General features: G+C 72.1%; 9 protein-coding genes, 1 tRNA gene and 1 pseudogene. 6 read left to right on the top strand and 5 right to left on the bottom strand.

All coding sequences use genetic code 11. From position 1 onward, the window contains the following. The first annotated feature begins 37 nt into the window (after nt 1-37). From NQO67_RS35835 to NQO67_RS35810, 6 genes are all read left to right on the top strand, one after another. A complete protein-coding gene (locus NQO67_RS35835) occupies nt 38-1,102 on the top strand; it encodes a P-loop NTPase family protein (protein WP_255954624.1) in 1,065 nt (354 codons plus the stop codon). Then, complete coding sequence (locus tag NQO67_RS35830) at nt 1,099-2,421, top strand: ATP-grasp domain-containing protein (protein WP_255954623.1); 1,323 nt, start codon at nt 1,099-1,101, stop codon at nt 2,419-2,421. The genes NQO67_RS35835 and NQO67_RS35830 overlap by 4 nt, the downstream gene beginning before the upstream one ends. A 59-nt stretch (nt 2,422-2,480) precedes the next feature. Next, complete coding sequence (locus tag NQO67_RS35825; protein ID WP_255954622.1) at nt 2,481-3,005, top strand: thiamine pyrophosphate-binding protein; 525 nt, start codon at nt 2,481-2,483, stop codon at nt 3,003-3,005. Continuing rightward, on the top strand, nt 3,005-3,604 hold the full coding sequence (locus NQO67_RS35820; RefSeq protein WP_255954621.1) for a thiamine pyrophosphate-dependent enzyme: 600 nt from the start codon (nt 3,005-3,007) through the stop codon (nt 3,602-3,604). The genes NQO67_RS35825 and NQO67_RS35820 overlap by 1 nt, the downstream gene beginning before the upstream one ends. A 160-nt stretch (nt 3,605-3,764) precedes the next feature. Continuing rightward, the gene (locus tag NQO67_RS35815) at nt 3,765-4,658 is read left to right on the top strand and encodes an isocitrate lyase/phosphoenolpyruvate mutase family protein (RefSeq protein WP_255954620.1); all 894 of its coding nucleotides are present in this window, start codon (nt 3,765-3,767) and stop codon (nt 4,656-4,658) included. A 47-nt stretch (nt 4,659-4,705) separates the two neighbouring features. Then, a complete protein-coding gene (locus NQO67_RS35810) occupies nt 4,706-6,181 on the top strand; it encodes an aldehyde dehydrogenase family protein (RefSeq protein ID WP_255954619.1) in 1,476 nt (491 codons plus the stop codon). 58 nt (nt 6,182-6,239) lie between these two features. Here the strand turns inward: NQO67_RS35810 and NQO67_RS35805 are convergent, their stop codons facing one another. The 5 genes and pseudogenes from NQO67_RS35805 to NQO67_RS35785 all read right to left on the bottom strand — a co-directional run bounded on the left by NQO67_RS35805 (nt 6,240) and on the right by NQO67_RS35785 (nt 13,640). Next, a complete protein-coding gene (locus tag NQO67_RS35805) occupies nt 6,240-6,884 on the bottom strand; it encodes a class I SAM-dependent methyltransferase (RefSeq protein ID WP_255954618.1) in 645 nt (214 codons plus the stop codon). Nucleotides 6,885-6,956: 72 nt separating this feature from the next. After that, nucleotides 6,957-7,029, bottom strand: a tRNA-Lys gene (locus NQO67_RS35800). A 275-nt stretch (nt 7,030-7,304) separates the two neighbouring features. Then, nucleotides 7,305-8,858: pseudogene (locus NQO67_RS35795) on the bottom strand (amino acid permease); the annotation flags it as partial. Between the two features lie 474 nt (nt 8,859-9,332). Further along, on the bottom strand, nt 9,333-11,951 hold the full coding sequence (locus NQO67_RS35790; RefSeq protein ID WP_255954616.1) for a DEAD/DEAH box helicase: 2,619 nt from the start codon (nt 11,949-11,951) through the stop codon (nt 9,333-9,335). A 1,338-nt stretch (nt 11,952-13,289) separates the two neighbouring features. Continuing rightward, a complete protein-coding gene (locus NQO67_RS35785) occupies nt 13,290-13,640 on the bottom strand; it encodes a metallopeptidase family protein (protein WP_255954615.1) in 351 nt (116 codons plus the stop codon). Nucleotides 13,641-13,674: the final 34 nt, after the last annotated feature.

Raw genomic sequence — 13,674 nt, 5'->3', positions numbered from 1 at the left:
CCCAACCTCTCCGTAACCCTCCCACCTGGAACGAGGCATGAGCACACTTACTGCGAGTTGTACGCGTGGAGCGCGGGAGCTGCCCGCGCGGCTGACGCCCGTCGACGGCACCGGGCACGCCGGTGATCTGGTCATCGCCCGTGTCGTGCGGGTGGGGGCCTATCCGCGGGTCGAGAACACCCATGGCCGGGACGTTCGGATCCGGGTCGGTGACGAGGTCGTCGGGGTGCTGGGCGACCGGCACTCCACCACGTCCATCTACGGTGGACTGCCCGAGGGCGGGCTGCCCGTCGAGGCCGGGAAGGCGGCGGACCTCCTGGCGGTCGGCGGCATCGTCGGCATCGCGGCGTCCTCTCCGGAGTCGCTCGGCACGGCGACCGCCCTGGAACTCGTCGGCCTGGCCGCCGGCGAGGACGGCCAGGTGGTGCGCCTGCAACGGCAGGCCGCGCCGGCCGTCGCCGCCACCCCCGTGGTGCTGGTGGGCGGCACCGCGGCCGAGGTCGGCAAGACCACGTTCGCATCGGCGCTGGTCCACCATCTGGCAGGGCGGCACCACCTTCGGGTGGGCGTCACCAAGCTGGCCGGCACCGGCCGGCTGCGCGACCTGCTGACCCTGGCGGACGCGGGCGCCCACTGCGCCGCCGACTTCGTGGACGCCGGTCTGGGCACCACCTACGGCCACTCCACCGACGCCGTGGTCGGCGCCGCCCGGCACCTCATGAACCGGCTGACGGACGACGGCGCCGAGATCATCGTCGCGGAACTCGGCGGCGACCTGTGGGGAGCCGGCATCCCGGACATCCTCCGTGACCCGGGCCTGGTGGCCGCGGCCCGCGCCCTGGTGCTGGTGCCCTCGGACACCATGGCCTCGCTCGGCGCCGCCACCTGGCTGGAGCAGACCGGCATCAGCATCCCGCCGGTGCACGGGGTGCCGCACCGCAACGTGCTGGCGGCCCGGGAACGGGTGGGCAAGGGCATGGGTGTCCGGCTGGTCGACCCGCACAACGAGCAGGACATGGAGCAGCTGGTCACCGAAGTGCTGCTGCCCGCGCCGCCGGCCGGCCCGGCGGCACCCGTGGCGGCGCCGGCGGGTGCCCGGTGAGCGCCGCGGGAACCCATCTGGTGCTGCTGCTGGGCGCCGGCGGGGTCTCCCCGGCCTCCGCCCTGGCGGCGGCACGGAAGGTGACGTCCGAGGTCAGCGTGGTCTGGTACGACGGCGGCACGCCGGCCACCGCGGTGGCGCAGCTGCGGGCCGACTGGGGCGAGACGTTCGACGGCGAGTGGCTCACGACGGACCGGCACCTGGACATCCCCGACCTGCTGGCGGACCTCCACCGGCGCAGGCCCGTGCACGGTGTCGCCACCTTCGGCGAGCCGCTGATCGTCGTCCAGGCCGAGGCGCAGGCGCGGTTGGGCCTGCCCGGCAATCCACCGGAGGCGGTCCGCACGGCCCAGTCGAAGCTGGCGCAGCGGCGCCGGCTCCGGGAGGCCGGCATCGAACGGATCCCGTTCCGGGAGATCACCGGCCCGGCGGACGTGCCGGCGGCCGCCGCCGAGGTCGGATTCCCCGCGGTGCTCAAGCCGGTGCACGGCGCGGCCAGCTTCCTGGTGACGAAGGTGCACAGCGCGGACGAGCTGCTCGAGAAGCTGCACGAGGCGCTCGCCGCGTACCGCACGTCGCCGCTGTTCGACCCGGAGCCGTCGTTCGTCGTGGAGCGGCTGCTGGTGGGCGACGAGTGGTACGAGGAGGACGGGTTCGGCAACTACGTCAGCGTCGAATCGCTCGTCGAGGACGGCCGCATCACCCATGTGGCGGTCACCGACAAGCTTCCGCTGGACGCGTTCGTGGAGATCGGCCACGTCATGCCCACCTCGCTCCCGGCCGACCGGCACCGGCAGGTCCTGGACCAGGCGGGACGGATTATCGAGGCCCTGGGCATCCGCTGGGGCGCCACCCACGTCGAACTCAAGCTCACCCCGGACGGGCCGGCCTGCATCGAGTTGAACGCCCGGCTCGGCGGCCCGATCGGCCATCTGCTGCGGGCCACCACCGGCTGCGACATCGAGGCGGACATCATGCGCCTGGCGCTCGGCCGCGCCGCCGAGGGCGACTACCAGGCCACCCGGTTCGCGCTGTACCGCGCGGTGCCGCCGCCCAGCCAGGCCGTCACCCTGGTCCGCCAGACCGCGCGCGAGCAACTGCTCGCCGACTTCCCCGAGCTGGCGTTCTGCAAGACCCGCTTCACCCCCGGCACCGAGCTGCACCCGGACCGCCCCTACAGCCTCCTGACGTTCATGGTGACCGGCGACGACGTGAAGTCCTGCCTGGCCACCGCGGAACGGGTGGTGGACGCGTACGAGGCCGAGCTCGTGTCCTCCGCCGACGGCAGCGTCGTGAAGTTCACGCCCTCGGCGCCCTGACACCCGCCGCCGACATGTGCGGCATTCATGAAGTCGGCAATAACTGACGGAAGGTCATCATGCACGCTTCCACCACGGGCCCGAGCACGGCCCGCGATCTGCTGTACAGCCTGGTGGACCACGGCTACACCCTCGCCACGGGTGTCCCGTGCAGCTTGCTGAACGGTGCGTTCCGGCTGCTGGAGGAGGCCGGCGGCGATCCGCGGCTGGCGGGGCTGACCTACGTGCCGGCGCCCCGCGAGGACAGCGCCGTCGGCGTCGCCTCGGGGGCGGTGGTCGCGGGCGAACGCGCCGTGGTCCTCATGCAGAACTCCGGGCTCGGCTACTGCCTGAACGTCCTCACCTCGTTCAACCTCATCTACGACGTGCCGGTCCTGCTCATCGTCAGCTGGCGCGGCCACGACGGCAACGACGCCGTCGAGCACGACGTGATCGGCGCCGAACTCCTCCGCTTGCTGGACCTGTTCCGGCTGCCGCACGCCGTCCTGGACCCCGCCGACCCGGCCGGGTCCGTCTCCCATGTGATCGACCTGATGGACAAGGAGCAGCGCTGCGCGGTGCTCGTCGTCCGGGAAGGCATCTGATGCCCACACAGCTGCCCGCCCCCGCCGCCGCCCCCGCTGCTGCCGCCGCGGCTCCGACGCTGAGCCTCACCGAGGTGGTCACGGAGCTGTTCACCCGCCACCCGGCCGCGATCACCGTCTCCACCTGCGGGTTCACCAGCCGAGAGCTGTTCAACGCGGCCGACCGGCCGGAGAACTTCTACCTCGTCGGCTCGATGGGCATGGCCGCGCCCGTCGCCCTCGGCATCGCTCTCGCCCGGCCCGGGCGCACCGTGATCGCCCTCGACGGCGACGGCTCGCTCCTGATGAACCTCGGCGTGCTCCCGCTGGTGGCCGCGTCCGGCACCGAGCTGATCCACGTGGTCGTCGACAACGGCATGCACGAGAGCACCGGCGGTCAGACCACCGTGCAGCGCAGCGACTTCGTCGCGCTGGCTCGCGCGGCCGGCTACCGCGACGCCGTGCGCGTGGAGAACTCCGCCGAGCTGCGTGCCGCCCGGCTGCCCGCAGGCCCCGTCCTGCTGCACGCCCTCACCGGGCCCCGGACGGACGGTCCCGGCCGCCGCGTGACGTACACGCCGCAGGAGATCGTCGAGCGGGTCCACGGCGCACTCAACTGACCGGCGGCACGACCACCCGCCGACCATCCGCCATCCACCCGCCGCTCTCGCACCCTCACCTCGCGAACCCGCTCCCCGCCCATCTCGATCCCGCTTCCCGCACATCCCGAACCTCCCGAACCTCCCGAACCTCCCCCGCCCACCCCGAAGGAGCTTTCCCATGTCCAAGACCCGTGTCCTGCGCGAGGCGCTCCAGTCCGCCGTGCTCACCCGCCTCATGGGCGCCCACAGCGCACTGAGCGCCAAGCTGGGCGAAGAGGCCGGATTCGAGGCCGTCTGGGCCAGCGGCCTGGAGATATCCGCCGCACGCGCACTTCCGGACGCGAACATCCTGTCCATGACGGAGTGCCTGGCCGCCGCCGCGGACATCGCCGGCGCGGTCAGCGTCCCGGTCCTGGCCGACTGCGACTCCGGCTTCGGCGGCGTGGGCAACGTGGCCCACATGGTCCGCTCGTACGAGTCCCGCGGCCTGGCCGGCGTCTGCATCGAGGACAAGCAGTTCCCCAAGCTGAACAGCTTCGTCGAGGGCAACCAGGACCTCGCGCCGATCGGTGACTTCGCCGCGAAGATCACGGCGGCCAAGGAGGCCCGCACCGACCAGGACTTCGTCGTGGTGGCGCGCACCGAGGCGTTCATCGCCGGGGCGGGCCTGGCCGAGGCGCTGCGCCGCACCTCGGTCTACGAGGCGGCCGGCGCCGACGCGCTGCTCGTGCACTCCAAGCGCAGCACTCCGGAAGAGGTCTTCGCGTTCCGCGACGCCTACCAGGGCAAGCTGCCGATCATCGTCGTCCCCACCACCTACCCGGAGGTGACCGCGGCCGAGCTGTCCGAGCGCGGCTTCGGCGGGGTCATCTACGCCAACCACGGCCTGCGGGCCTCGATCACCGCCATGCGCGACGTGCTCGCCCGGATCGGCGGCGACGGCTCGACCTACGGGGTGGAGGGGAGCATCGCCTCCCTGAAGGACGTCTTCGCCCTCCAGAAGGTGGACGAGCTGCTCATCCGGCAGAAGCGCCACGACGAGCTGACCGAGACCTACTCGGCCCTCGGCTGACCCGACCGCCCCGCCCCACAACCCGCCTCCCCACGGAAGGGATCACGATGGAGCCTCGCCGAGCCGACGGCGGCCCGCTCATCGCCCAGGTCCGCAACCACATCGCGGACCGCTGGTGCGACGCCGACTCGGGCCGCACCCAGGAGAACCGCAACCCGGCCGATCTCACGGAGGTGGTCAGCCACAGCGCCGAGTCCGGCGCCACCGACGTGCAGGCGGCCGTCGAGGCCGCACGGTCCGGGTCGGCGGCCTGGCAGGCGCTCGGCCCGGTACGGCGTGGCGAGATCGTGATGCGTGCGGCCCGGCTGGTGGGCGAGCGCCGTCAGGAGTTCGCCGAGACGATCACCCGGGAGCAGGGCAAGCTGCTGCGGGAGGCCCTCGGAGAGGTGGACCGCACCGTCGCCCTCCTCGAGTACACGGCAGGGGAGGGCCGCCGGCTGGGCGGCGCCACCCTCCCCGCGGACGACCCGCGCACCGTGGCGCTGACCCGACGCGACCCGATCGGGGTCGTAGGTCTGATCACGCCGTGGAACTTCCCGCTGGCGATCCCGGCGTGGAAGGTCGCCCCGGCCCTCCTGTCGGGCTGCCCCGCCATCCTCAAGCCCTCCCCGCTGACCCCGCAGACCGCGGCGCTGCTGGTGGAGTGCTTCGTGGCGGCCGGTGCCGTGGGCGGTGTCCTCAACCTGGTGCACGGCGGGCGCGAGGTGGGGGAGGCCCTGGTCAAGGACCCCGCCGTGGCCGGCATCTCGTTCACCGGCTCGGTGGAGGTGGGCCGCGCCATCCACACCGCGGGCGCCCCGCGCTTCCTGCGCACCCAGCTGGAGATGGGCGGCAAGAACGCCGCCCTGGTACTCGCGGACGCCGACCTCGACCAGGCCGCCGACGCGATCGTGTCCGGCGCCTTCGGTCAGGCGGGCCAACGTTGCTCGGCGACCAGCCGGGTCGTGGTGGACCGTACCGTGCACGACGCGCTGGTCAGCCGGCTGACCGAGCGCGCCGCGGCCCTGCGGGTGGGCGGCGGCATGGATCCCGAAGCCCGGCTGGGCCCGGTGGTCAGCGCCGAACGGCTCCAGGCGTGCCTCGCCGGGGTCCGGCAGGCGACCGCGGAGGGCGCCGTCGTCGCCACCGGCGGGCAGCGCCTGACCGACGGCCTCCCGGAGGGCTACTTCATGGCCCCGACCGTCCTGGACGGGGTGCGCTCGGACAGCCATATCGCCCAGGAGGAGATCTTCGGCCCGGTGCTCTCGGTGATCGAGTGCGACGGCCTCGACGACGGGCTGCGCATCGTCAACTCCGTGCGTTACGGCATGGCGGCGGCCATCTTCACCCGGGACACCTCGCTCGCCCTGGCGGCCCTGGACCGCGTCGAGGCGGGCATGCTCCACGTCAACCGTCCGGGCGTGGGCGCCTACCCCCACATGCCGCACGTCGGCGTGAAGGAGTCCCAGTACGGTCCGGCCGAATGCTCGCTCCAGGTCTGGGACTTCTACACCCAGTGGCGCACCGCCTGCATCTCCTACTGACGCCCGCCGGCCCCCGGCGCCCTCACCGCCACCAGCGCCCTCACCGCCCTCAGCGCCCTCACCGCAGGGTGCAGGTGGCCAGCCAGAAGTACGGCAACTGCGTCCACTGCGGGTCGACGGCGCTGGCGGCGACGTCGGACGTGAACTGGTCCTCGGTGGGGAAGTTCTTCAGGACCTCGTAGCTGCGCCCGTCGTTCAGCGTGCGGCGCTGGTAGGTGTCTCCGGCGTCGGTGGTGCGCGAGACGGGCGTGCTGCTGCCGGGCACGTACCGGTTGTCGAGGACGATCACCCGGGCGCCGGAGCCGAGACGATCGTGCAGCCCCGCCAGGAAACGCGGGACGTCGGCCCGCAGGACGTGCGACCAGAAGAACCCGATGAACGCGGTGTCGAAGTCCCCCGGGACCTGATCGAGCCCGAAGGCGTCGGCGGTCCGAAAGGTGACGGGGGCCGGCCCGTACGCACGTGCGCGGGCCACGTCGAGCGTCTCGGGGACCAGGTCGGTGGCGGTGACGGCAGCGGCGGACGTGGCCATCGTGTGCGTCCAGTACCCGGTGCCCGCGGCAACCTCGAGAACCCGCTGACCTGCGACGAGCCCCCGCAGCATGCCGTGCAGCCGCGCCAGGTCGTCCTGCCGCTCGGGCTTGGCGTAGACGGCGTCGTACTCGGCGGCACGATCGCGGTAGTAGTCGGCGAGTCGGGTCACGGTGATCTTCCTCCCACCCTCCCGGAAAGCCGAAACCCCCGGCCAGACCAAGTCTGACCAGGGGTTCAGCGGTAGGCCGTGTGGGACTCGAACCCACAACCAATGGATTAAAAGTCCACTGCTCTGCCTATTGAGCTAACGGCCCGCAACCCGCAGCATAGCGGGCTGCACACGGCATGCTGTGCCCGTCCCCGGCGGGAACTGGGCAAACACCCGGGAGAGCGAGACGGCCGCGTGACGAGTGCGACCCACGGTCACCGGACCCGTGCGCGCTGCCATCCTGACATCCGCGGCCGACCCGCGCTTCCGACTTTCCTCATCCCCTCACGCGGATGCCCGAGGCGGCGTAGTCGCGCCCGTTTCCCCCGTCTCCCCCGTCTCTCGGGTCTTCCCCGTCTCCCCCGTCTTCCCCGTCTTCCCCGCCCGTCCCGCTTCCCGGGCGAGCGTCCGGCTGTGCTTCGGATTGAGGAACCAGTGCCGGGCCGACGCCAGCCACCACGTCCACGCGAAACCGAGGACGACCAGCACGGCCACCGGCGCGTAGTTGAACGTCTCCCAGGTCACCGGCGACACCTGCGGCAGCATGAACAGCACCGTGATGATGCCCACCCAGACCACCGCGACCACCCCGACCGCCCGCGACCAGCGGCCCAGGTGCCACGGCCCGCGCTCGAACGCGTCGCCCTTGCGCAGCCGCAGCAGCGTCGGGATGACATAGGCGATGTACAGCCCGATGACCGCGATCGACGTCACCGCCGCATACGCCGTGACGTTGATCAGGTAGGGCAGCCCGAGGACCAGCGCGCCCAGGGACGCCAGCCACACGGCCGCCACGGGCGTCCGGCTGCGTGGGCTGACCGTGTGCCACAGCTCCGAGAAGGGCAGCGCACCGTCCCGCGAAAAGGCGTAGATCATACGACTGTTGGCCGTGACGGAAGCCATCCCGCAGAACAACTGCGCGCCGACCACCACCAGCAGCAACAGCTTCCCGGCCGTCGCACCCAACGCGTCCAGCAGGATCTGCGCCGGCGGCGCCCCGGTCGCCGAACCCAGCTCGGCGTCGTACGACTGGATCGCGAAGGTGAACCCGAGCAGCAGCACCAGACCGGCCACCCACGAGGTCCAGATGGACCGCACGATCCCCTTCGGGCCGGCCGTCGACGCGTCGTGCGTCTCCTCGGTCATGTGCGCGGACGCGTCGTAGCCGGTGAACGTGTACTGGGCCATCAGCAGCCCGATCAGGACCACATACAGACCACTGCTCCAGCCGGTGTTGTTCACGAAGTGCGCGAAGACGAACGACGCCGACTGGTGCCGTTCCGGCGTGATGGCGAGCGCGGCGACGATCACCGCGACGCCCAGCACGTGCCACCACACGCTGACGCTGTTCAGCAGCCCGACGATCCGCACCCCGAAGGTGTTCAGCAGCCCGTGCAGCACCAGGATCGCCGCGAAGAGCAGGATGGTACGCCCGGGTGTCACCGCGAACCCGAACTGCAAGTTCAGATACGCGCCGAGGAACGAGGCCGCCCCGAAGTCGATCCCGGCGGTCACCGCCACCTGCCCGAGCACGTTGAACCAGCCGGTGAACCAGGCCCAGGCCGCCGCCGTACGCGCCGGCGCCAACCGGTGCGCCCAGAAGTAGAGCCCCGCCGAGGTCGGATAGGCGGAGCAGATCTCCGCCATCGCAAGCCCCACGAAGAGCGTCATCAGCCCCACGCCGACCCAGCCCCAGGTGATCAGAGCGGGCCCGCCGGTGTTCATCCCGAAGAGATAGAGCGTCAGGCACCCGGACAGCACCGAGATGATCGTGAACGACACCGCGTAGTTGGCGAACGCCGACATCCGACGCGCCAACACCTGCGTATATCCAAGCTGCGCGAGCCGTTCCTCATCAGAAGCACGGGCCTCCCCGCCCCGCCCCTCAGAGTCCGCACCGGAAGAGCCACCCGAGGCATGCGCATCGTGAGTCATGCCACCGCGATTCCCCACGGCACACAGACTGCACCGCGATCCACACCGCCTTTACCGACTCGTTGCGTAAGGCCCACGGCGCCCCATGAGCATGCACGGGATGCATGGGATGCACGGGGATGCACGGGGACGTTGAGACCGCCCCCCACCCCAAAGGGACGCGGGGCCCTGCTTAGGGACGCGGGGCCCTGCTTAGGGGCGCGGGGAACTGCGCAAAAACCGACCACCGGCCGATGCTTCCGATCGGACCGCACCCACCTGTTCAGGGGCGCGGGGAACTGCGCAAAAACCGACCACCGGCAGGTGGTCCGGAAGAAACCGAACCGCCCCGTCCGGGCGGTACCGGCCACCGGCCCGCGCGCATCCCGCGTTACCTACGCCCCCTGCGCCCCAGGCCACCAAAGCCCGGAACCCGCAGGCCCCGCCCGGCCGGGGTCACCCTCGACGCGGGGCGCCGGCCGCGCAGGCCGAACATCAACCCTTCCGCTTCCAACGCGGCTTGTCCTCCCGCCGCCGAAACCCCCCGGCGGCACCCCCAGCCGCAGGGGATCCGGAGCCACCACGCCGATCGTCCCGCCGCCCGTACGGCCGATCCGGCGCACCGCCCGACCGGTGCCCGCCAGAGGGCCCCCCGGACGGCCGATCGTGCCGCTCATCGCGCCGATCACGGTGATCACGCTGGTAGGGCCGGTCGTGCCGGAAAGGACGGTCCTTGTGGTGCGGGCGCTCGCCGTCCCACGGCCGACCGCCGTCGCGGCGCCCGTCGCGGTCGTCACGCCGGAAACCGTCGCGCGCACCGCGATCACGGGAGGCGGCAGGCCGGTCGTTCCGGTCCCGGTCGCGTGAGAAGCCACGGTCGCGGTCGTTGAAGCGCGCGGCGCCACCACGGTCGTCACGCCGCTCGAAGCTGCGGCCACCGCGGTCACCGCGGTCACCGTCGCGGCGGTCGAAGGACCGGCCACCGCGGTCACCGTCGCGGCGGAAGCCGTCCCGGTCCCGACGCTCGAAGGAGCGTGCACCGCGGTCCCGGTCACCGTCGCGCCGGTCGTACGGGCGACCGCCACGGTCACCGCGGTCGCGGCTGAAGCCACGGTTGCCGTCCTGGTCCCGGTCGCGGCCGAAGCGACGGTCGCCGTCCCGGTCCCCGCCCCGGCCGAACCCGCGGTCCCGGTCGTACCCGCCGCGGTCGCGGTCGCGGTCGCGGTCGAACCGACGGTCACGGAAGCGGTCCCGGTCCCCGCGGTTCCGGTCCCCGTCACGGTCACGGCGCTCGTACGAGGAGCGGTCGTCACGGGCCGAGGAACGGTCGTACCGGTCATATCGATCGGTGTCACGAGGACCCGACTGACGGGGCACGGTCACCGACGGCGCCCCGGCGCCCGTGCCGGACACGCTGTCCGTCGTGCTGTTCACGCCGGCCGCGTCGGACCCGGTGGCGGAATCCGCCACGGCCGACCTCTCCCCAGACGCCCCAGAGACCTCAGCCACCACAGCAGCATCGGCACCCGCATCAGCATCCGCAGCCGCACTCGCAGCCGTAACCGCCGATGTCCCGGCCCCCGCCGACGTCGAAGCCGAAACCGAAACCGAAGCCGCCTCGACCACCACGGCAGGGTCCTCACCGCGCTCCCGGGCGGCCCGTGCCAGCAGGCGGTCCGCCTCCTCGCGCAGCTCGGTGGCGCGACGCTGGGCACGCTCGAGTTCCCTGGTCAGGCTCTTGACCTCGCGCTCGGCCTGGTGGGCGGCGCGACCCGTCGACTCGGCCTGCACCTCGGTCATGGACCGTGCGCCGGTGATCTCGGCGACCTCGGCGTCGAACACCCCGCCGCCACCCACGACGTGCCGCCCCGCGCTCACGCCCGCGTCCTCCATGAGGCGGAACGTCTGGCGCCGCTGGTGCGGCAGCGCGAGCGAGACGACGGTGCCGGACTGACCGGCCCGCGCCGTGCGGCCGGCACGGTGCAGGTAGTCCTTGTGGTCGCCGGCCGGGTCGACGTTCAGCACCAGGTCGATGCCGTCGACGTGGATGCCGCGGGCCGCGACGTCGGTGGCGACGAGCACGTTGACCCTGCCGTCCTTGAAGTCGGCGAGGGTGCGGGTGCGGGCGCCCTGGGTCATGCCGCCGTGCAGTGCGTCGGCGCGCACGCCGGCGTCCCGCAACTGCTCCGAGATGCGGTCGGCGCCCATCTGGGTGCGGACGAAGATGATCGTGCGCCCCTTTCGCGCCGCGATCGCCGCGGTCACCGGTGCCTTGTCGCGCGGCTTCACGATCAGGATGTGGTGGCTCATCGTGGTGACCGCACCGGCCGACGGGTCCACCTCGTGGGTGACCGGGTCGTGCAGGTAACGCTTGATGAGGGTGTCGATGTCGTTGTCGAGCGTGGCCGAGAACAGCATCCGCTGGCCGCCCTCGGGCACCTGGTCGAGCAGCTCCGTGACCTCGGGCAGGAAGCCCAGGTCGGCCATCTGGTCGGCCTCGTCGAGCACGGCGATCTGCACGCTGTCGAGCGAGCAGGCACCCCGGCCGATGATGTCCCGCAGCCGGCCCGGGGTGGCGACGAGGATGTCGACGCCGCGCTCCAGGGCGTAGATCTGGTTGCCCATCGACGTGCCGCCGCAGACCACCTTGATCTTCAGGCCGAGCACGTCACCGTAGGGCTGGAGGGCGTCCGCGACCTGCATCGCGAGCTCGCGGGTCGGGGTGAGGACGACACCGCGCGGGTGCTTCTTCGCGGTGTGGCCACCGGCCAGGAGGGCGAGCAGCGGCAGCCCGAAGGAGAGCGTCTTGCCGGAGCCGGTTCGGCCGCGGCCCAGGATGTCCCGGCCGGCCAGCGCGTCCGGGATGGTGGCGGCCTGGATCGGGAACGGGGTGGTCACACCGTTCTGGCCGAGCTTGCGGACGACGCCGTCGGGCAGCCCGAGGTCGGCGAACGTGATCTCGCGGGGAGCGGCGGGCGCCTCGGTGACCGGTGCTTCGGTGGCGGGCGCCTCGGAGACCGCTGCCTCGGAGACCGGCGCCTCGGTGACGGAGGCCGCCACGGGCTCCGCGCCGTCTTCGGGCACGACGACGTGGTCAGGACTGGATACAGACATGCGAAACGAAACCTTCCGGAGTTCTCGGCACGCGCCCAAACTCCGTGAGGTCATAGACGACCGCCTCTATGCGGTCCTGCCACGGCAAGGGAGAGTACGCGCCACACAATCGGCGCGTCGATGTCCTCGTTCGGTTGAGGAATGCGCCGGGCAACTGGCAACTGGCAACTGGGATCAAACGATCTACCACCATACGCACCCTCCGCCCGGAACGCCAAACCGTGTCTTACACCCCTGCCCAAGGCGGCGCGCCTACGGATCTATGGGCTTATGGCCGCGGCGGGCACGTTCCCGAAGCCTTTTCCCAGGTGTGCGCCTTGTCCACCGCCGACCCGGACGACACGGGGGAGACGTGGGCGGCAGGGCGGTCGGTGGACCCGGGTGACGCAGACGACACCGAGTACGTGCTCGGCGTGAACGAGGCGGGGGACGCCGACGTCCCCGTGGACGGTACCGATGTCCCCGTCGGCGAGTGGGCCGGACCCGGCTGGGACGGCCCCGTGCCGCCGCCCGAGGGACTCGCGGACGAGCCGGGCGACTGCGGGCTGCCGGAGTCGGAGGGCCGGCCTGGGGTCGGCTCGCCGCCGGACCCGGGGTGCGAGCCGGACCCCGCCCCGCCGCCGCCCCCGTGCCCCGCCCCCGAGCCGGAGCCGGAGCCGGACCCAGACCCGGAGCTGTCTCCGTCTCCCCCTGTGCCATCCCCCGTCTCCCCTCTCCCCTTACCTCTCTCTCCCTTACCTTTCTCTCCCCTGCCGTCCCCGTGGCCGTCGCCGACGCCCTTCCGCGCGGCCCTCCGGTGCGCCTTGCCGTGCTCTCCGTCGTCCCCGGCCGCGTCCAGTCCGCTCCGCGTCGCCGGGTCGCCCTGCGCCGTGGGGCCGCCGGCCGTGCTGACCCCGCCCGGATGCACGCCGGACGGCGACGGCGGCACCGAAGCGGCCGGCCCCGTCCCGTCGCCGAAGTTCATGCACCCCGCGCCCGCCGCGACGACCGCCACGGCAGCAGCGACGCGCACGAGACGTACGAGACGGCCGAGGCGCACCAGCCGCATGAGACACACGACGAGACGTCCGAGAAGTGCGAGACGCTTGAGGTGCATAAGCCGCACGAACACGAACACGAACACGAACGCGAACACGAGCACGGAAGCGCGGAGCGGCGGGCGATCGAACGCGCGGAGCGGCGGGCGATCGGAAACGCGGAGCGGTGGGCGATCGGACACGTACGAAGGGCGCACAGGCAGCCACCTCCGGGACGCGGGGGTACGGATCCACCTGCCCAACTCCCACTACCGGCGCGAGGACACGCGCCCCCGCCCGTACGGCGGCGGTGCCTTGCGGCTCACCCGTAACCCAGCGCGTGGAGCCGGACGTCGTCGATGCCGAAGTGGTGGGCGATCTCGTGGACCACGGTCACCTCGGTCTCCTTGACGACCTCCTCGCGCGAGGAGCACATGCGCAGCGCCGGACCGCGGTAGATGGTGATGCGGTCCGGCAGGGCACCGGCGTACCACTCACCGCGCTCGGTGAGCGGTGTCCCTTCGTAGAGCCCGAGCAGCTCGGGCTCCGACGGGTCGGGCTCGTCCTCGACGAACACCGCCACGTTGTCCAGCAGCCGCATCAGCTCCGGCGGGATCCGGTCCAGCGCCTCGGAGACCAGTTCCTCGAAGTCCTCGCGCGTCATCTCCAGCACACCGCCATTGTCGACCACGACGGCGCATACGGAC

It is taken from the genome of Streptomyces odontomachi (assembly GCF_024435355.1).
In the GTDB taxonomy this organism is placed as follows: Bacteria; Actinomycetota; Actinomycetes; order Streptomycetales; family Streptomycetaceae; genus Streptomyces; species Streptomyces odontomachi.
The sequence above is the reverse complement of the archived record's forward strand: the minus strand, read 5'-3'. Positions and strand labels throughout refer to the sequence as shown.

Bases quoted from the DNA above. Each gene is read 5' to 3' on its own strand.
- NQO67_RS35810 (WP_255954619.1), top strand. From the start codon at position 4,706: ATGGAGCCTCGCCGAGCCGACGGCGGCCCGCTCATCGCCCAGGTCCGC.
- NQO67_RS35820 (WP_255954621.1), top strand. From the start codon at position 3,005: ATGCCCACACAGCTGCCCGCCCCCGCCGCCGCCCCCGCTGCTGCCGCC.
- NQO67_RS35825 (WP_255954622.1), top strand. From the start codon at position 2,481: ATGCACGCTTCCACCACGGGCCCGAGCACGGCCCGCGATCTGCTGTAC.
- NQO67_RS35790 (WP_255954616.1), bottom strand. From the start codon at position 11,951: ATGTCTGTATCCAGTCCTGACCACGTCGTCGTGCCCGAAGACGGCGCG.
- NQO67_RS35835 (WP_255954624.1), top strand. From the start codon at position 38: ATGAGCACACTTACTGCGAGTTGTACGCGTGGAGCGCGGGAGCTGCCC.
- NQO67_RS35815 (WP_255954620.1), top strand. From the start codon at position 3,765: ATGTCCAAGACCCGTGTCCTGCGCGAGGCGCTCCAGTCCGCCGTGCTC.